The sequence below is a fragment of the Croceicoccus estronivorus genome, assembly GCF_001625325.1.
In the GTDB taxonomy this organism is placed as follows: Bacteria; Pseudomonadota; Alphaproteobacteria; order Sphingomonadales; family Sphingomonadaceae; genus Caenibius; species Caenibius estronivorus.
The window spans coordinates 1-17072 of record NZ_JRQQ01000007.1 but is presented as its reverse complement, the minus strand read 5'-3'; the positions used below and the strand labels follow the sequence as shown (position 1 = coordinate 17072).

Here is a 17072-nt window from a genome sequence, read left to right as displayed (position 1 = left end):
CCCCTTCTATCTGTCCGTTACCGGAAAAGCAGGCGCTTAGTCGTCCTTGAGGAAGGCGGGCATATGGTCGGGGTTGCCCCCTTCCTTGCCTTCGCCACCGTCGCGATCGCGGCGCGGACCACGGCCCCGGCCACCACGGTCGCCATCACGACGCGGGCGTCGATCACCTCGGTCACCGCGATCACCGCGCGGTTCGCGCGGCGGGCGGGTATCTTCCAGTTCCTCACCGGTTTCCTGGTCAACCACGCGCATCGACAGGCGGACCTTGCCGCGATTGTCGATCTCGAGGACCTTGACCTTCACCTCCTGGCCTTCAGAGACGACATCGGTCGGCTTTTCGACACGCTCGTTCTTCATTTCGGAAACATGGACGAGGCCGTCCTTGCCGCCCATGAAGTTCACGAACGCCCCGAAGTCGACAATGTTGACAACCTTGCCAGTGTAGATCTTGCCGACTTCCGCTTCCTCGACGATGCCTTCGATCCACTTCTTCGCGGCTTCGATCTGGCTGAGGTCGGAAGACGAAATCTTGATCACACCTTCATCGTCGATGTCCACCTTGGCACCGGTTTCAGCTACGATCTCGCGGATCACCTTACCACCCGTACCAATGACATCGCGGATCTTCGACTTGTCGATCTGCATCGTTTCGATACGCGGAGCGTGAGCCGACAGCTCGGTGCGGGCCGAACCCAGCGCCTTGGTCATTTCACCCAGGATATGGGCACGGCCGCCCTTGGCCTGCTCCAGAGCCTTGGCCATGATTTCCTTGGTGATGCCGGCGATCTTGATGTCCATCTGCAGCGAGGTGATGCCTGCTTCCGTACCGGCTACCTTGAAGTCCATGTCGCCCAGGTGATCTTCGTCACCCAGGATGTCGGACAGCACGGCAAACTCGTCACCTTCCAGGATCAGGCCCATGGCAATGCCGGAAACCGGGCGTTCGATCGGAACGCCGGCATCCATCATCGACAAGCAGCCGCCGCAAACGGTCGCCATGGAGGAAGACCCGTTGGACTCTGTGATGTCACTGAGGACGCGGATCGTATAGGGGAAGTCTTCCTTGCTCGGCAGCACTGGGTGCAGCGCGCGCCAAGCCAGCTTGCCATGGCCGATTTCACGGCGACCAGGGGCACCGAAGCGGCCCACTTCACCGACCGAATAGGGCGGGAAGTTGTAGTGCAGCATGAAGCTGGAATAGGTCAGACCATCGAGGCCGTCGATCATCTGCTCGCTGTCCTTGGTACCCAGCGTCGTAGTGCAGATCGCCTGCGTTTCACCACGGGTGAACAGCGCCGAACCATGGGTGCGGGGCAGGAAGCCGACCATGCTTTCGATCGGGCGAACCTGATCCAGCGTACGGCCGTCGATGCGCTGGCCGTCCTTGAGGATGGCAGTACGGACGATTTCGGCTTCCAGCTTCTTGCCGATCTTGCCGGCAGTCATCTGCGTCTGGCCATCGGCATCGGCGTAATGCGCCTTGACCTTCGCACGGGCTTCATTGAGCGCGTTCGAACGGGCTGACTTGTCGGTCAGCTTGTAGGCGGCGGCGACATCGTCACCGATCAGGCCCTTGATCTCTGCTTTCATGTCGGCGGTGTTGTCCGACAGGTTGAGTTCCCAAGGCTCCTTCGCAGCCTTTTCAGCCAGATCGATGATGGCACCGATGACCTTGCGGCTTTCGTCATGCGCAAACATGACGGCACCCAGCATTTCTTCTTCAGTCAGTTCCTTGGCTTCGGATTCGACCATCATCACCGCTTCCTGGGTAGCGGCAACGACGAGATCGAGACGGCCTTCTTCCAGAGCGACAGATTGCGCCGGGTTCAGCACATATTCGCCATCGACGAAGCCGACACGGCAAGCGCCGATCGGGCCCATGAAAGGCACGCCCGAAATGGTCAGCGCGGCGGAAGCGGCGATCATCGCGACGATATCGGCCTCGGTTTCGCCATCATATGACATGACCTGACAGATCACGTTGATTTCGTTGTAGAAACCTTCGGGGAATAGCGGACGCACTGGGCGGTCGATCAGGCGGCTGGTCAGCGTTTCCTTTTCGGTCGCACCACGCTCACGCTTGAAGAAGCCACCCGGGATCCGGCCGGCGGAAGAGAATTTTTCCTGATAGTGCACGGTGAGCGGGAAGAAGTCCTGCCCGTCCTTGACACTCTTGGCGGCGGTCACGGCGCACAGCACCACGGTTTCGCCATAGGTGGCCAGCACGGCACCGTCAGCCTGACGGGCAATACGGCCTGTTTCCAGAGTGAGGGTCTTTCCGCCCCACTCCAGCGATACGGTTTTCACGTCGAACATAGATTTTCCTTTGACCCACGGGCCCTATTGCCTCGCGGGGTTTGCTGCCGGGTGTACCGTCCCGGTCCGGTGTGAGGCCTTTCATTGCCTCGAGAGCACCCGCCGGATTGCAGGCTTGCCCTATATAAAAAGAGCGGCCCGCAAGGGGCCGCTCCGCAACTCTTATTTACGAAGACCCAGCTTCTGGATCAAGGCGTTGTAACGCTCCACATCCTTCTTCTTGAGATAGGCGAGCAGGCTACGACGCTTGTTGACCATCATCAGCAGGCCACGGCGTGAATGGTTATCCTTGTGGTGGTCCTTGAAGTGTTCGGTCAGATTGCGGATCCGCTGCGTGAGGATGGCAACCTGAACTTCAGGAGAACCGGTATCGCCCGACTGGCGAGCGTTGTCCTGGATGATTTCCTGTTTCTTTTCGGCAGTAACCGACATTCTATTCACTCCGCGACATCGGAAAGGTTAAACCCCCTGACGACCCGGGCTTCACCGCCCGAAAGCTCCATCAACGCCACCGGTACCGAACCGGATTTCGCCCAATAAAGCCCATCGTCCTGGGGCAATCCGGAAATGACCCGGCCCTGTCGGACCGCCTTTGCCGCGTCCGGATCGAGAGTAAGGGCCGGGATGTCGTCCAGCCCTGCCTCCAGCGGCAGAATTACGTCTTCAAGCGCCGCGCCCTTACCCACTTCGTTCAGTTTGTCCAGTGAAATCGCCTGGTCCAGACTGAACGGCCCAGCCTTCAAGCGCCGCAGCATGGTTACATGACCGACCGTGCCCAGAGCGTGCGCGATATCGCGGGCAAGGCTACGAATATAGGTTCCCTTGGAAACATGCGCGACAAGGGTCACGGAATCGGCGAGTTCCAGAGGCGCGGAAGGGTCGAGCGGGTCAGGCCGCCCCGTGCTTTCGGCAAAAGAGGATTGCAGTCTCTCTTCCCCTTCGTGCGAAAAGGCGAAATCCAGCGAATGGATTGTAACCTTGCGCGTTTTGAGTTCCACTTCCTCTCCCGCCCGCGCCAGATCGTATGCGCGTCGCCCGTCAATCTTGAGTGCGGAGAACGCCGGCGGCACCTGTTCGATGCCTCCGGTAAAATGCGGCAGTACGCCTGCGATTGCCGCAAACGGCGGGAAGTGATCGCTCCGGGCTATGGGTTCGCCCTCAGCGTCCAGGGTATCAGTCTCCACACCGAACTGGATAGTGAAGGCATAGATTTTTGAAGCATCGAGCATGCGCCCGCACAACTTGGTCGCTTCGCCGATGGCAATCGGCAGCACACCCTCGGCGAGGGGATCCAGCGTGCCGCCGTGCCCGACTTTTACTTTCTTGCCGTAGCCCGCCTGACGCAGGTTGCGTTTCACGGCAGCAACGGCCTGGGTCGATCCCAGTCCCACCGGTTTATCAAGAATGATCCAGCCGTGCGGATTGGAGGGGTATTGCGTCATCGCGCCGCCATAGCCCTCCTTTCACGCACTGTCAGGAGCAGACTACTCAGCCGCTTTCTCTTCGGCCTTCTGCTTTGCCTTCTTCGTCGGAGGGCCATCGACCTTCTCGAAGCTTGCGAAGGTATAGCGCTGTCCCTTTACGTAGATGGCGCTCCATTTATCGAGCGAACCACCCGGACTGGCATCGATGCCGATGAATTCGACATACGGCAGGTCGAAGGCGGAGGACATCAAGGTCGCACGATACCATTGCTTGCGGCTGTCCTGAAAATAGACTTCTCGCGTGCCTTTGGCTCGCCAATCCCAGACCCCGCCATGATTGGCGAACGGGATCGACGCTTCATCCGAAGCCACTGGCTTCGAAACCGCAGTATCTGCCTGAGACGTATCCTGTGCCATCGCGGAAAAAGGTGTAGCGATCATCGCCAGTGCGGCGAAAGGAAGTATGAAATCAGAGCGCTTCATTGTCGGGCCTTTCCAAATCAGCCCCCCTTCCCGAACGCCATCTGGGTATGACTGCCTCTGGAATCAACCATCCATGCCACCAGATTGGTATTCGCAGTCAGATCCCCGCGACTTTCCCGGCAAGCGCCATGTAATGGTTCGTCATCCACTCGACGGGAGGAACCACAAAGCGTTCAACCACATTGAATGCGGGAAACAACGCGGGCAAGACCAGCAAGATCAGGAAAAGCAGCGGGAAACCGAATGGTCGCAGACGTTCGTAAACACGTGCGGCGTCACGCGGCAATATGCCTTCGACGATATGCGATCCATCGAACGGGGGTATCGGCAGGAGATTGAACAGCGCCAGGAAAATATTGATGAGAATGAAGAAATGGAGACTGGCCGCCGCAAACGCGACAGTGGCCCCTGTCGGATCGACCGTGAACCGCGCCACCAGACCCAGGAGCACGGCAGCAACCGCGGCAAGCACGAGATTGCTGCCTGGCCCGGCCGCCGCCACTGCCATCATGCCATATCTGGGATTTCTGAGCCGCCACTTGTTGACCGGCACAGGTTTGGCCCACCCGAAGACCGGAGCCCCGCTCAAGGCGAGCAGGCCCGGTACAACCACCGTCCCGATCGGATCGACATGACGGATGGGATTAAGCGAAAGCCGCCTCTGCTCGCTCGCCGTGGGATCCCCCAGCAGCCTGGCGACATAACCGTGAGACACCTCGTGAAACACGATGGCGAAAACCAACGCCGGGATCAGCGCCAGCGCGGTAAAAAGCGTTTCGTTCATCGAGAGACAAGATAGGGTCGAAAGCCGGAAAGACCAGACCCGTTCATTCCCCTTCGCGATCCCCGTCGCTCTCGCCGAGATCACGCACTACGCGCGGGTCTGACAGCAACCGCTCGATCCGCCCGGCTTCATCGAAACTTTCATCCGGCCAGAACTGGATTTTAGCCGCATATTTGAGCTTCAACCGCTGGGCGACTTCACGTTGGAAAAAAGCCGTATTGGTTCGCAAGGCTTTCAGAACTTCGGCCTCGTCCGCGCCCAACAGAGGCTTCACATACACTTTCGCCTGCCGCAGATCAGGTGACATGCGCACTTCGGTAACGGATACCGAATGGGCGGAAAGCACATCGTCATGGACCTGTTGGCGGGTCAACAAGCCTGACAGGATGTGGCGCACTTGCTCCCCCACTTTGAGCAAGCGGACCGAACGTGTCTCCGAAGTGGCATTCTGACGCCCCATCATCCCTCTTCCGGCAAGGGAGTTGGGATTGCGGTCGATGTCGCACGAGCAAGCAATGCCCCTGCTTCATCGAACAATTCCCCTTCCAGGAAGATCACGCGACGGCCGCGACGAACAACGCGGCCCAGCCCGATCAAAGGTCCGGCTGGAACCATCTTCAACAGCGTCGTGCTGATTTCGAGGTTCAATGGTGCCTCGGCCCCTTTCGTTGCCATGACATGCGCAAAGCCCATTGCTTCATCGAGGAAGCCCGCAACCAGCCCGCCCTGAACGCCACCCCGAGGGGTTATGAAACAGTCCGGTGCCGAGAAGTGCAGCCTTGCCGTCTCGTTCTCTTCATCGAACGAGATAAACTGCACCCCCAACATCGCAGCGTGAGCACCACGCGGAGCAGTGAGGTCGATCACAGCGTCCGTTCTTCCTCCGTCACCTCAAACACTTCGAGGTTATCGCCTGCCTTGATATCGTTCGTATCGGCCAGCACCACACCGCATTCCAGACCGGCACGAACTTCGTCGATGTCGTCCTTGAAACGGCGCAATGATGCAATGGTTGTTGCCGAAACGATGACGTCGTTGCGGGTAAGGCGAGCGTGCAGCCCCTTGCGAATGGAACCTTCCAGAACGAGCAGCCCCGCAGCCTTGTCCTTCTTCCCGGCAGGGAAGACCTGCTTTACCTCGGCACGGCCGACAACATTTTCGACACGCAGCGGCCCAAGCTCGCCCGCCATTTCCTTAGCGATTTCCTCGGTCAGATGGTAGATGACGTCATAGTACATCATCCGCGTCTTGTTCCGTTCGATCAACTCGCGCGCCTTGGCATTGGGCCGGACGTTAAAGCCGATGATCGGCGCTCCCGATGCCGAAGCCAGAGTGACATCGCTTTCGGTGATAGCGCCGACGCCGGAATGCAGAATGCGGACCTTGATCTCGTCATTCGAGAGATTGTGAAGCGCGGTATTGATCGCTTCCACAGAGCCCTGCACGTCGGCCTTGATAACCAGCGGAAACTCGATGACATTCTGCTTGTCTGCCAGTGCGGAGAACATCGTATCCAGGCTCGCAGGCGCCATGGCCGTGCGTTTTTCGGTCGCCTTTTCCTTACGGTATTCTGACACTTCCCGGGCACGCTGCTCGTTCTCGACCACTGCCAGCGTATCGCCAGCCATGGGCACGCCGCCCAGACCCAGAACTTCGACCGGCATGGACGGTCCGGCTTCCTTCACCTGCCGCCCCTTGTCGTCGATCATCGCGCGCACTCGCCCGCTTTCCGTGCCCACGACGAACACGTCCCCGCGCTTCAGCGTACCACGCGTGACGAGAACCGTAGCCAAAGGTCCCTTGCCCTTGTCCAGCTTGGCCTCGACCACTGTCGCTTCCGCGTCGCGATCGGGATTGGCCTTCAGGTCGAGCAATTCGGCCTGGAGCAGGATCTTGTCCATCAGCTCTTCCAGGCCCGTCCCGACCTTGGCAGAGACTTCCACGTCCTGAACATCGCCGGACATTTCCTCGACGATGACTTCATGCTCGAGCAAGCGCTCCCGAATTTTCTTGGGATTCGCTTCCGGCTTGTCGCACTTGTTTATCGCCACGATCATCGGAACGCCCGCGGCCTTGGTGTGATTGATTGCCTCGATCGTCTGCGGCATGATTCCGTCGTCCGCTGCCACGACCAGCACAACGATATCCGTGACGTTGGCGCCACGGGCACGCATTTCGGTGAAAGCCTCGTGGCCCGGCGTATCGAGCACCGTGATCAGATCGCCACCCTTCGTCTTGATCTGATAGGCGCCGATATGCTGCGTGATGCCGCCTGCTTCGCCGCGCACCACGTCGGTACCCCGCAAGGCATCGAGCAGGCTCGTCTTGCCGTGGTCGACATGCCCCATGATCGTGACAACGGGAGGGCGCGGCTTCAGGGTATCGTCCGCATCGACATCGCCAGAGCTGTCGATATCGACATCGCTGTCGCTCACACGTTCGATCCGATGGCCGAAATCTTCGACCAGCAATTCAGCCGTATCCTGGTCGATCGTCTGATTGACAGTGACCATCATGCCCATGTTGAACAGCGCCTTCACCAGGTCGGCACCCTTTTCAGCCATGCGGTTGGCCAGTTCCTGCACAGTGATCGCTTCAGGCACGATCACATCACGCACCTGCTTTTCACGCTCCTGCCGCTGACCGGAGAATTGCGCACGCCGTTCCTTTTCCCGTGCACGCTTGAGCGCCGCAAGCGAGCGAGCGCGTGCGCCCTCATCCTCGTTAAGCGCACGATTGACCGTCAATTTGCCGCCGCGACGCCGGTCATCGGTCTTTTCGCGGTTATTGGCCTTGCGATCATCCTTCTTGCGTTCGGGCCGTTCCGGCCGTTTCACTTCAGGACGGGCAACCGGTGTGAACTTGCGCGGCGCAGGTGCAGGCGTGCCACTGTCCTTGGCCGGCTCGCTTTCCGCCGCAGGCTGTTCTTCGGCAACCGGTGCGGGCACTTCAGCTTCGGCCTGGGGCTCCGCCTGGACACGTTCGGCAGTATTCGTATCCTGCTCTTCCGCGGACTGTTCGGCAGCTTCAAGCGCAGCGGCGGCAGCCTCTTCCTCAGCCTTGCGATTCTCCTCAATGCGGCGCTTTTCGTCCTCGATCGCCTTCAGCCGCTCTTCCTCTTCGCGACGATTCGCCTCTTCCAGAGCCGCTAGACGGGCTTCTTCGGCCTCGCGCAGCAGGCGGGCCTGCATTTCCTGGCGCCCTTCGCGGGTCTTGGCAGGAGCCACAGGCTTCTTGGCCACAGGCGCCGGCTTGGGAGCAGGCGTCGGCGCAGACGCCGCCTGGGCGGGTGCCGGTTGCGCGGTCTCCTTCGCTTCGGGCGCGGGCGCGGCACCAGGCTTGACGATCTTGCGACGCTTCACTTCCACGACCACCTTGTTCGTGCGGCCATGACTGAAAGTCTGTTTGACCTCGCCCGCTTCGACCGAGCGCTTCAGCCCAAGAGGCTTGCGGCCCAGCGTCGGTTTGTTGTCGGTATCGCTCATAAAGCTCGTCTAACCCTTCGTATTCTCAAATATGCGCCGCCTGCTGTTACGCGGCGGCATTCGTCCATTGGCCGATATCGTCTGCGACCGCCTGAATCGCGCCGGTAAAATGCAGCAAGCGCCGCAAAGGCAAGGCTACCCGCTCAGCCGATGCATTGTCAGCCAGCGCCAGGTGAACGACATTGTCGCGGCCCAATGCCACAGACAAAGCCGCCCGGTCCAGTGGCAAGCGCATTCCGCCTCGACCCGACCCTTCGGCATCCATGCCCACACGCCAAGCCTGATCGAGCTTGCGGGTACCGTCCACAGCCGCGTCAGCGGCATGGCCCAGCCATGCTACGCCCCCCATGCGCGCCTGCTCAGCTATCCTGTCATTGCCCAAGATAAGCTTTCCTGCGCGCATTTCGAGTCCCAGGCGGTCAAGAACCGCCCTGGTGAGGGCCTGTTCCACCATTTCAGGCAGATTGTCCGGTATGGTCAGCCGCGCGCCCTTGAATGCACGAGCCAGCGCGCCCTTGAGCTTGCCGCCAGCAATCGCGTCTTCAAGTTGGGCACGCGTCACGCCGATCCAGGCACCCCGGCCCGGAGCCCGCGCCAATGCATCGGGCAGCACATCTCCATCGGGAGAGATCGCCAGCCGAACCAGAACATCGCGCGGGGCGTTGTCCCCTGTCAGGACGCAGCGCCGCTCGGGCCCGCTTTCACGAGCCTTGCGCGCATCGGCATTGCCGTAACCTAGAGGCTCATTGGGAGGATTCCGCATCGGCGGCCTCCCCGTTCTCCGGTCCGTTTTCAGAACCGGTTTGTGGCCCGCTATCAACCGGTTCTTCATCTTCGAACCAGTGAGCACGAGCGGCCATGATGATTTCGTTGCCCTGTTCTTCCGTCAGGCCATAGCTGCCAAGAACACCGCCTTTGTCTTCCGAACGCTGGCGACGGGCCGGGCCGTTATCCCGACGACGAGGCGCTTCACGCTTCTTGGCAATCAATTCGTCAGTCGCGAGATCGGCGAGATCGTCCAGCGTCTTGATCCCGGCCTTGCCCAGCGTAACCAGCATGGCTTCGGTCAGGTGCGGCATTTCGCTCAACGCATCCTCGACACCGAGGCCGCGGCGCTCTGCACGCGCCGCTTCTTCACGCCGTTCCAGCGCTTCGATGGCGCGGCTCTGCAATTCTTCGGCCAGATCCTCGTCGAAACCTTCGATGCTGGCCAATTCCTCCATCGGAACATAAGCCACTTCTTCCAGTTCCGCGAAGCCTTCGGCAACGAGCAATTGCGACAGCGTTTCGTCGACGTCCAGTTCTTCCTCGAACATCTTGGAACGTTCGGAGAATTCCTTCTGCCGCTTCTCGCTCGCTTCAGCCTCGGTCATGATGTCGATCGCGGCATTGGTCAGCGAAGAAGCCAGACGTACGTTTTGCCCGCGACGGCCGATGGCAAGCGACAGCTGGTCATCAGGCACGACAACTTCGATCCGGCCTTCCTCCTCGTCAATCACCACGCGGCTGACAGTTGCCGGCTGGAGCGCATTGACAACGAAAGTCGCCGTATCCTCGCTCCACGGAATGATGTCGATCTTCTCGCCCTGCAGTTCCTGCACCACGGCCTGAACGCGGCTACCCTTCATACCGACACAGGCACCCACCGGATCAATCGAGCCATCGTGGCTGATCACGCCGATCTTCGCACGCGACCCCGGATCGCGAGCGGCAGCCTTGATCTCGATGATCCCATCGTAGATTTCAGGAACTTCCTGCGCGAACAGCTTCTTCATGAATTCAGGATGCGCACGCGACAGGAATATCTGCGGCCCCCGATTATTGCGCTCCACTTTCAGGATGAGCGCACGCACACGCTCGCCCACGCGAGCCGCTTCACGCGGAATTTGCTGGTCCCGGCGAATCACGCCTTCGGCCCGCCCGAGGTTGACGATCACGTGGCCGAATTCCACCGACTTGATCACGCCGGTAACGACTTCGCCCGCGCGATCCTTGAACTCGTCATACTGGCGTTCACGCTCCGCATCACGGACCTTCTGGAAGATCACCTGCTTCGCGGACTGGGCATCGATGCGGCCAAGATCCACCGGCGGCAATGGATCGACGATGAAATCGCCTACCTTGGCGCCGGACTGGAGCTTTTCAGCCTGCTTGAGATCGACCTGCTTGAAGTAGTCCTCCACTTCCTCGACCACTTCGACAACCCGCCACAGGCGCAAGTCGCCGGTCTGCGGATCGAGCTTCGCCCGAATGTCATTCTCCGCGCCGTAGCGGTTGCGAGCAGACTTCTGGATCGCCTCTTCCATCGCTTCGATGACGATCGCCTTGTCGATCATCTTTTCGCTGGCAACGGAATTCGCAATCGCGAGCAGCTCAGCCTTGTTGGCGGAAATCGCACTGGCCATTGGTCTTCAGCCTTCCTCTTCTTCGAGAATTTCGTCCGCGCCGCTCGTATCGAGCGGGCGGGTCGCGGCGATGAGCCGATCCGTCAGGAGCAGCTTCGCCGAGTGAATCCGTTCGAACGGGATAGATACCCGCCCCTGCTTGCGATCCTCGATCGTGATCGCATCGCCTTCGACGCCGACCAGATCACCACGAAAATCGCGTCGTCCGTCCATTTTTTCGACCAGACTGATCTTGGCCTCGTGCCCGACCCAATCCACAAAATCCTTCAGGCGGGTAAGCGGCCGGTCGATCCCGGGCGAACTGACTTCGAGACGGTACGCCCCGTCGATCAGTACTTCGCCCTGCTCCTCCAACGCGTCGATCGCATCGGAAATCCGGCGGGACAATTCCGCACACTGTTCGATCACCAGTTGCCCGGTGGCCGGATCTTCAGCCATGATCTGGAGAGCTGGTTCATCTCCCGCTTCGGAACCCAGCATCTTTACGCGCACGAGTTCAAACCCGAGAGCTTTCACCTCCGGCTCGACTACTTCCACAATGCGCGCGATATCCGCCATCGACACTCCAAAACCACACCCGGCAATCCATTGCTTCGACAGCAACGCAGTTTCGCGCCCGGCCCCGGCGGGGCCAGCGTCCAACCTTGTCTCGACAATGTCGGGATGGCGCGCAGATAGGCGTATTGAGGCAATTTTGCAAGCGCTTTCGCCTGAAGGAAATAGGCAGTAGAGGCCAACTTATGAGAAGCCTCGACGATATCCGCGAAGAATATGAATTCCTTGAAGGTGATGAGCGCTATCGCCTGTTGATTGAGCTGGGCAGGGAGCTTGAGCCGATGCCCGATGCACTGAAGACAGATGCCACGCTCGTACGAGGCTGTTCAGCCAAAGTGTGGATTTATCCGACCCAGAATGAAGGCAATCTCCACTTCCTTGCCGATTCGAACGCAGCAATCACCAAGGGAATCGTCGCCCTGGTCCTGTCCGTGGTACAGGACCGGCCAGCGAAGGAAGTGGCGGCCATGGACGTCACTGCCGCGCTCCAGCCGTTCGATCTGAAGAATCAGCTCTCCTCCAATCGCACTCAGGGTGTGCCGAACATGATTGCCCTGATCCGCGATACGGCAGTCCGGATCGGAAGCGGCACCTGAAATCCGGGCACCTGGCAGATGCTGGAGAGCGCAAGTTCGAACAAGCGCTCTCCCCCAGATTATACCCCGGCCTGATTGCGACACTTTAGTACAAAACGCGACGCTCAATTGCATCTTGGGGAGCTATTCCAGCTCCATCGACGACCCAAGTCGACCATTTGCAAAGGAGTGAACCTGATGCACAAGTTCTTGATTGCTACCCCGCTGGCCCTCGCAGCAGCAGCCATTCTTGCCACTCCGGCTACCGCAGCAACGGGAATGCACGGCAGGGCAGACATCGGAAGAGACATCGCCCAGCTCGATCGCCAGATCGACCGGGCAGAGCAACGCGATCTCATTTCCTGGCGGGAGGCGACACGGCTTCACAAGCAGGTCGACCGGATCGAGACTCTCCACGCACGTTATGCCCGGGGAGGCTTCACCAACGGCGAGCTGCGCATTCTGAACAGCCGGGTGGATACCGTGAAGCGGCAACTTCACCTCGAACGTTCCGATCGCAATAATCATCGCCGCTGAGTGTTCGGCGACGCCCACGCAGAGCGAATCCCCCTTGTCTTGCGGGGTCGGCGCGCCTAGCTGCCACGCCATGGCTAGCCGACCCCGCACACTCTATGAAAAGATCTGGGATGCCCATGTCGTGGAAGACCGCGACGACGGCACCTCGATCCTCTATATCGACCGTCACCTCGTCCACGAAGTGACCAGCCCGCAGGCGTTCGAGGCATTGCGCCTCAGCGGCCGGAAAGTCCGCCGCCCCGAACTGACGCTTGCGGTGCCCGATCACAACCTGCCGACCACTCCACGGCTCGATTCGGCTGGCCACCGCCTGCCGATTGCCGATCCGGAAAGTGCGCAGCAACTCGCAGCGCTGGAACGCAACGCACCTGAATTCGGCATTCGCTACATCAGTGCGACAGATGCCCAGCAGGGCATTGTCCACGTCGTAGGCCCGGAGCAGGCCTTTTCCCTGCCAGGCGCGACCATCGTCTGTGGTGACAGCCACACCGCCTGCCATGGCGGCATCGGAGCACTGGCGTTCGGCATCGGTACGTCCGAGGTCGAGCATGTCCTGGCGACACAGACTCTGCTGCTGAAACAATCCAAGACGATGGAAATCGTCGTGGATGGCGATCTCACTCCCGGAGTCACGCCCAAGGACCTGATCCTGCACATCATCGGCGTGATCGGAACGGCGGGCGGTACTGGCCATGTGATCGAATATCGCGGCAAGGTGTTCGAAGAGATGAGCATCGAAGGCCGCCTAACGGTCTGCAACATGTCGATCGAAGGCGGTGCGCGCGCTGGTCTTATCGCACCGGACGAAAAGACTTTTGCGTATCTGAAGGGGCGCCCTTACGCCCCCAAGGGTTCCGATTGGGACGAGGCACTGGCCTGGTGGAAAACCCTCCACTCCGACAAAGGCGCGACTTTCGACAAGAGCGTACGGATCAACGCGGCTGACATCCAGCCTACGGTAACATGGGGTACCAGCCCCGAGGATGTCGTGCCGATCGGCGGAGTCGTTCCTGCACCGGAGAGCTTCTCGGATCCGTCCAAGCAGGACGCCGCCCGGGCGAGCCTGGATTATATGGGTCTGGAGCCCGGACAGAAGCTCGCTGAAGTGGAAGTCCAGAACATATTCATCGGCAGCTGCACGAACAGTCGCATCGAAGACCTGAGAGCGGCCGCCGCCGTTCTCAAAGGGCGCAAGAAAGCTAACAACGTCAAATGGGCGATCGTTGTCCCCGGGTCCGGACTGGTGAAACGCCAGGCGGAAGAGGAAGGGCTGGACAAGATCTTCATCGAGGCCGGTCTCGAGTGGCGCGAACCCGGCTGCTCCGCTTGTCTGGGTATGAACCCGGACAAGGTTCCTGCGGGCGAACGCTGCGTATCGACCAGCAATCGCAACTTCGTGGGCCGTCAGGGGCCTGGCAGCCGGACCCATCTCGTCAGCCCTGCCATGGCTGCCGCCGCGGCAGTCACCGGGCACCTCACAGACGTTCGCGAGTTAATGGAATAGCACCATGACCGAAAAGACGGACAAGACCGATAAGAACTGGGCCGGAAAGGCCGCTCTTGCCGGGGCTGCGATCGGCTCCGCCGCGCTTGCAGCAGCGGTTCTTTTTGCGTCACGACGCAAGGAAAAGACCGCCGCGCAGCGTATTGAACCGCCGCACCCTGAAGAAGCACCGGAGACCGATTGATGGAACCCGTCAGCGAAGTATCCGGCCGCGCTATTCCCTTTGGCCGCAAAAATATCGACACCGACATTATCATCCCGGCGCACTGGCTGAAGACCATCAGCCGAGAAGGGCTTGGCCGCGGTGCATTTCAGGCACTGCGGGAAGATCCGGCGAACATTTTCGACCAGGAAGAGTTCAAGGGTGCACCGATCCTGATCGCCGGCGACAATTTCGGCTGCGGATCGAGCCGCGAACATGCTGCATGGGCCTTGCTCGACATGGGCATAAAGGCAGTCATTGCGCCAAGTTTTTCGGATATTTTTTCCGGAAACGCCTTCAAGAACGGTATTCTCACTGTGGTGTTGCCACAGGAACAGGTTGATCGCCTGTTGGAAGTCGCCCGGACCGACCCGATAAACATCGACCTGACCACACAAACCGTCACTACCCCGTTTCAGGATCGTTTCGCGTTCGAGATCGATCCGTTTCGCAAGCACTGCCTGCTCAATGGGCTGGACGAGGTGGGCCTGACTCTTTCGCGCGACGAAGCAATCGCTGGTTATGAAACCATGCAAGCGGCGCAGATGCCCTGGTTCGCCAAGGGCACCGGCCTCGCGGCCTGACTTGCGCCCGTTAAAATACGATGATTAATCTTCAAGCGACTCACTCTTCAAGGGGCTGACATGACCGATTTCAATGACCGCGAACGCGCCGAGGAAGCCAAGTTCGCGATGGACGAGGACACTGCTTTTCGCGTCGCCGCACGCCGCAATCGTCTGCTGGGTCAGTGGGCCGCCGAAAAGATGGGCCTGACTACGGAAGAAACAGACTCTTACGCCAAGTCAGTCGTACAGGCTGACTTTGAGGAAGCAGGCGACGAAGACGTAATCCGCAAGGTTCTGGGCGATCTGACCGGCGCCGGGATCGATGTCGATGAGGCGACCGTGCGTGCCGCCCTGGAAGAAAAGTCGATCGAGGCACGCCGCCAGCTCATGGGGGGTGTCTGATCCATGCCGATGGCAGCAGAAGATATCGCGGCGATGATCAAGGCGGCCCTGCCGGATGCCGAGGTCGAAATGACCGACCTCGCCGGTGACGGGGACCACTATGCCGCCCGAGTGACTTCCGCTGCTTTCGCCGGCAAGAATCGCGTGCAGCAGCATAAGATGGTCTATGAGGCTCTGGGTGGAAACATGGGCGGGACTCTCCACGCCTTGCAACTCACCACCGCCATCCCCAACTGAGGCTGGTAACGCCCATTGCGGCCAGATTTTATTAAGGCACCGACTATGTCCGACACCAATTCCCGCATTGCCGATATCGTCAACGCAAACGACGTTGTGCTTTTCATGAAAGGCACTCCCCTGTTCCCCCAGTGCGGCTTTTCAAGCCGCGCAGTGGCAATTCTCGAACATTGCGGGGTAGAATTCGCGAGCGTCGACGTTTTGCAGGACATGGATATTCGGCAAGGTATCAAGACCTATTCCGAATGGCCCACCATTCCGCAACTGTACGTGAAGGGTGAATTTGTCGGCGGAAGCGACATCATGATGGAAATGTTCGAAGCCGGAGAGCTTCAGCAGTTGCTGGAAGAAAAGCAGATTTCCAACTGACCTGCGTCAACCTCTGACCTGACATTGGCAAAGAGCCCGCGCCCATGCCGGCTGCGGGCTTTTTTCATATCGTAAGAAGGGGGACTTCGGGGAGGCGGGACCTAGGAGACCAGGGGGGTGGCCCCGCCTCATTCGAAGATTTGGGTACAGCATACATTGCATGACCTGTGCCAGTTTTCACAAACCGCACATAACTGCGCATCGTAATGGTCAATGATTCCCTAACTCCCCGCGAAGTGTAAGATCTGCCGACAATGAGGCTATCAAGCCCCTTGGCAAGCGCCGCCGCTGCCCCCATTGACATCGCCATGGAAATTGAAGTCGACCCGCAATCTCTCCCTCCGGCGCAGCCTGCCGCTACCGTAGTCATATTCCGCCGTGGTCAGGAAAGTGACGCGCCGGAATTGCTGATGCTGGTCCGTTCAAAGACCCTGTCCTTTGTCGGTGGTGCCGCTGTCTTCCCCGGCGGCAGAGTCGATCCTGCCGACTTCGAACTCGCCGCCAGCCTCGCGCCGGAGCAGGAAGCAGACGAAATCGCTCACCGCATTGCCGCTATTCGCGAAACCCTGGAGGAAACCGGACTGGCCATTGGCCTGACCCAACCGGTCAATGCTTCCGATGCGACGGCAGCCCGCGCCATGCTGCACGAAGGCGCCTCCCTGGCTGAAGTACTCGGGCAGTTCGACTGGAATCTCGCATTCGATGCCTTGACCCCGTTTGCGCAATGGCTCCCGCGTTTCAAGCATACCCGAATTTTCGATACACGGTTTTACCTTACCGATCTGGGCACTGGTGCGGTGGACATCGCTGTCGACGGCACCGAAAATACGAGAATGTTTTGGGCCAGCGCGCGCGACGCATTGGCCATGGCCGACAGCGGGAAAATCAAGGCGATCTTTCCGACCAGACGCAATCTTGAACGATTGGCCCAGTTCAACGATTTCGCTGCGGCGCGTGCCGATGCCGAACGCCATCCAATACTTCCGGTCACCCCCTGGATCGATGAACGGGATGGGAAGAAAATCGTGCGAATACGCGAAGACTGCGGCTACCCTGTCTGTTGGGGGCACTTGTCAGAAGTCGCAGGGTGAAGCTGCAATTTCCCCCTCGCACGGTATGAAGCCTTCTGGCTGGGAAAGTGAACGCGCCAAAGCGCTCAGCGGCCCCTGTTGTCAAACACCGCCTGAAGAATTTGGCGCACTCTGAGGGAGTGTTTACAAACCAAATC

General features: G+C 59.7%; 20 protein-coding genes. 9 read left to right on the top strand and 11 right to left on the bottom strand.

Annotated features, from left to right (window positions below; genetic code table 11):
* Positions 1 to 36: 36 nt before the first annotated feature.
* The 11 genes from pnp to rimP form a co-directional block, all read right to left on the bottom strand.
* Positions 37 to 2316 (bottom strand): polyribonucleotide nucleotidyltransferase, encoded by a 2280-nt coding sequence (gene pnp / locus MB02_RS11505; protein ID WP_067537430.1) that lies wholly within the window; start codon positions 2314 to 2316, stop codon positions 37 to 39.
* A gap of 162 nt (positions 2317 to 2478) precedes the next feature.
* Positions 2479 to 2748 carry a 30S ribosomal protein S15 gene (gene rpsO / locus MB02_RS11500; RefSeq protein WP_067537428.1) on the bottom strand — a complete coding sequence of 90 codons (270 nt, stop codon included), beginning with the start codon at positions 2746 to 2748 and terminating at the stop codon, positions 2479 to 2481.
* Positions 2749 to 2753: 5 nt separating this feature from the next.
* Entirely contained in the window at positions 2754 to 3758 is a 1005-nt protein-coding gene (gene truB, locus MB02_RS11495; protein WP_067537426.1) for a tRNA pseudouridine(55) synthase TruB, read from the bottom strand.
* A gap of 42 nt (positions 3759 to 3800) precedes the next feature.
* On the bottom strand, positions 3801 to 4223 hold the full coding sequence (locus MB02_RS11490; RefSeq protein ID WP_067537425.1) for a DUF6491 family protein: 423 nt from the start codon (positions 4221 to 4223) through the stop codon (positions 3801 to 3803).
* 97 nt (positions 4224 to 4320) lie between these two features.
* Positions 4321 to 5007, bottom strand: a complete 687-nt coding sequence (locus MB02_RS11485) for a site-2 protease family protein (protein WP_067537422.1) — start codon at positions 5005 to 5007, stop codon at positions 4321 to 4323.
* Between the two features lie 43 nt (positions 5008 to 5050).
* Positions 5051 to 5467, bottom strand: a complete 417-nt coding sequence (gene rbfA, locus MB02_RS11480; RefSeq protein ID WP_067537419.1) for a 30S ribosome-binding factor RbfA — start codon at positions 5465 to 5467, stop codon at positions 5051 to 5053.
* Positions 5467 to 5874, bottom strand: coding sequence for a PaaI family thioesterase (locus MB02_RS11475; RefSeq protein ID WP_328585422.1), 408 nt, complete (start codon positions 5872 to 5874; stop codon positions 5467 to 5469). Before MB02_RS11475 ends, rbfA begins: the two co-directional genes overlap by 1 nt.
* Complete coding sequence (gene infB / locus MB02_RS11470; RefSeq protein WP_067537416.1) at positions 5871 to 8492, bottom strand: translation initiation factor IF-2; 2622 nt, start codon at positions 8490 to 8492, stop codon at positions 5871 to 5873. The genes MB02_RS11475 and infB overlap by 4 nt, the downstream gene beginning before the upstream one ends.
* A 46-nt stretch (positions 8493 to 8538) precedes the next feature.
* Positions 8539 to 9255, bottom strand: coding sequence for a DUF448 domain-containing protein (locus tag MB02_RS11465; protein ID WP_067537413.1), 717 nt, complete (start codon positions 9253 to 9255; stop codon positions 8539 to 8541).
* Positions 9236 to 10897 (bottom strand): transcription termination factor NusA, encoded by a 1662-nt coding sequence (gene nusA, locus MB02_RS11460; protein ID WP_067537410.1) that lies wholly within the window; start codon positions 10895 to 10897, stop codon positions 9236 to 9238. Before nusA ends, MB02_RS11465 begins: the two co-directional genes overlap by 20 nt.
* A 6-nt stretch (positions 10898 to 10903) precedes the next feature.
* On the bottom strand, positions 10904 to 11455 hold the full coding sequence (rimP, locus tag MB02_RS11455; protein WP_067537964.1) for a ribosome maturation protein RimP: 552 nt from the start codon (positions 11453 to 11455) through the stop codon (positions 10904 to 10906).
* A 182-nt stretch (positions 11456 to 11637) separates the two neighbouring features.
* Here rimP and MB02_RS11450 point away from each other — a divergent pair, with 182 nt between their 5' ends.
* The 9 genes from MB02_RS11450 (at position 11638) to MB02_RS11410 (ending at position 16935) form a co-directional block, all read left to right on the top strand.
* Complete coding sequence (locus MB02_RS11450; protein WP_067537407.1) at positions 11638 to 12048, top strand: SufE family protein; 411 nt, start codon at positions 11638 to 11640, stop codon at positions 12046 to 12048.
* Between the two features lie 177 nt (positions 12049 to 12225).
* Positions 12226 to 12564 carry a hypothetical protein gene (locus tag MB02_RS11445; protein WP_067537404.1) on the top strand — a complete coding sequence of 113 codons (339 nt, stop codon included), beginning with the start codon at positions 12226 to 12228 and terminating at the stop codon, positions 12562 to 12564.
* A gap of 70 nt (positions 12565 to 12634) precedes the next feature.
* Positions 12635 to 14068 (top strand): 3-isopropylmalate dehydratase large subunit, encoded by a 1434-nt coding sequence (gene leuC, locus MB02_RS11440; protein WP_067537401.1) that lies wholly within the window; start codon positions 12635 to 12637, stop codon positions 14066 to 14068.
* A gap of 4 nt (positions 14069 to 14072) precedes the next feature.
* Positions 14073 to 14252, top strand: coding sequence for a hypothetical protein (locus MB02_RS11435; protein ID WP_067537399.1), 180 nt, complete (start codon positions 14073 to 14075; stop codon positions 14250 to 14252).
* Positions 14252 to 14854, top strand: a complete 603-nt coding sequence (gene leuD, locus MB02_RS11430; protein ID WP_067537396.1) for a 3-isopropylmalate dehydratase small subunit — start codon at positions 14252 to 14254, stop codon at positions 14852 to 14854. The genes MB02_RS11435 and leuD overlap by 1 nt, the downstream gene beginning before the upstream one ends.
* A gap of 60 nt (positions 14855 to 14914) precedes the next feature.
* Complete coding sequence (locus MB02_RS11425; RefSeq protein ID WP_067537393.1) at positions 14915 to 15238, top strand: DUF1476 domain-containing protein; 324 nt, start codon at positions 14915 to 14917, stop codon at positions 15236 to 15238.
* A gap of 3 nt (positions 15239 to 15241) precedes the next feature.
* Complete coding sequence (locus MB02_RS11420) at positions 15242 to 15475, top strand: BolA/IbaG family iron-sulfur metabolism protein (protein WP_067537391.1); 234 nt, start codon at positions 15242 to 15244, stop codon at positions 15473 to 15475.
* A gap of 45 nt (positions 15476 to 15520) precedes the next feature.
* Complete coding sequence (gene grxD, locus MB02_RS11415) at positions 15521 to 15844, top strand: Grx4 family monothiol glutaredoxin (RefSeq protein ID WP_067537388.1); 324 nt, start codon at positions 15521 to 15523, stop codon at positions 15842 to 15844.
* Between the two features lie 308 nt (positions 15845 to 16152).
* A complete protein-coding gene (locus MB02_RS11410) occupies positions 16153 to 16935 on the top strand; it encodes an NUDIX hydrolase (RefSeq protein ID WP_067537385.1) in 783 nt (260 codons plus the stop codon).
* Positions 16936 to 17072 lie beyond the last annotated feature (137 nt).

Coding starts and splice junctions, on each gene's coding strand:
- MB02_RS11465 (WP_067537413.1), bottom strand. CDS start 9,255: ATGCGGAATCCTCCCAATGAGCCTCTAGGTTACGGCAATGCCGATGCG.
- MB02_RS11435 (WP_067537399.1), top strand. CDS start 14,073: ATGACCGAAAAGACGGACAAGACCGATAAGAACTGGGCCGGAAAGGCC.
- pnp (WP_067537430.1), bottom strand. CDS start 2,316: ATGTTCGACGTGAAAACCGTATCGCTGGAGTGGGGCGGAAAGACCCTC.
- MB02_RS11445 (WP_067537404.1), top strand. CDS start 12,226: ATGCACAAGTTCTTGATTGCTACCCCGCTGGCCCTCGCAGCAGCAGCC.
- infB (WP_067537416.1), bottom strand. CDS start 8,492: ATGAGCGATACCGACAACAAACCGACGCTGGGCCGCAAGCCTCTTGGG.
- truB (WP_067537426.1), bottom strand. CDS start 3,758: ATGACGCAATACCCCTCCAATCCGCACGGCTGGATCATTCTTGATAAA.
- MB02_RS11485 (WP_067537422.1), bottom strand. CDS start 5,007: ATGAACGAAACGCTTTTTACCGCGCTGGCGCTGATCCCGGCGTTGGTT.
- rimP (WP_067537964.1), bottom strand. CDS start 11,455: ATGGCGGATATCGCGCGCATTGTGGAAGTAGTCGAGCCGGAGGTGAAA.
- nusA (WP_067537410.1), bottom strand. CDS start 10,897: ATGGCCAGTGCGATTTCCGCCAACAAGGCTGAGCTGCTCGCGATTGCG.
- leuD (WP_067537396.1), top strand. CDS start 14,252: ATGGAACCCGTCAGCGAAGTATCCGGCCGCGCTATTCCCTTTGGCCGC.
- leuC (WP_067537401.1), top strand. CDS start 12,635: ATGGCTAGCCGACCCCGCACACTCTATGAAAAGATCTGGGATGCCCAT.
- MB02_RS11450 (WP_067537407.1), top strand. CDS start 11,638: ATGAGAAGCCTCGACGATATCCGCGAAGAATATGAATTCCTTGAAGGT.
- grxD (WP_067537388.1), top strand. CDS start 15,521: ATGTCCGACACCAATTCCCGCATTGCCGATATCGTCAACGCAAACGAC.
- MB02_RS11410 (WP_067537385.1), top strand. CDS start 16,153: ATGGAAATTGAAGTCGACCCGCAATCTCTCCCTCCGGCGCAGCCTGCC.
- MB02_RS11425 (WP_067537393.1), top strand. CDS start 14,915: ATGACCGATTTCAATGACCGCGAACGCGCCGAGGAAGCCAAGTTCGCG.
- MB02_RS11420 (WP_067537391.1), top strand. CDS start 15,242: ATGCCGATGGCAGCAGAAGATATCGCGGCGATGATCAAGGCGGCCCTG.
- rpsO (WP_067537428.1), bottom strand. CDS start 2,748: ATGTCGGTTACTGCCGAAAAGAAACAGGAAATCATCCAGGACAACGCT.
- MB02_RS11490 (WP_067537425.1), bottom strand. CDS start 4,223: ATGAAGCGCTCTGATTTCATACTTCCTTTCGCCGCACTGGCGATGATC.
- rbfA (WP_067537419.1), bottom strand. CDS start 5,467: ATGGGGCGTCAGAATGCCACTTCGGAGACACGTTCGGTCCGCTTGCTC.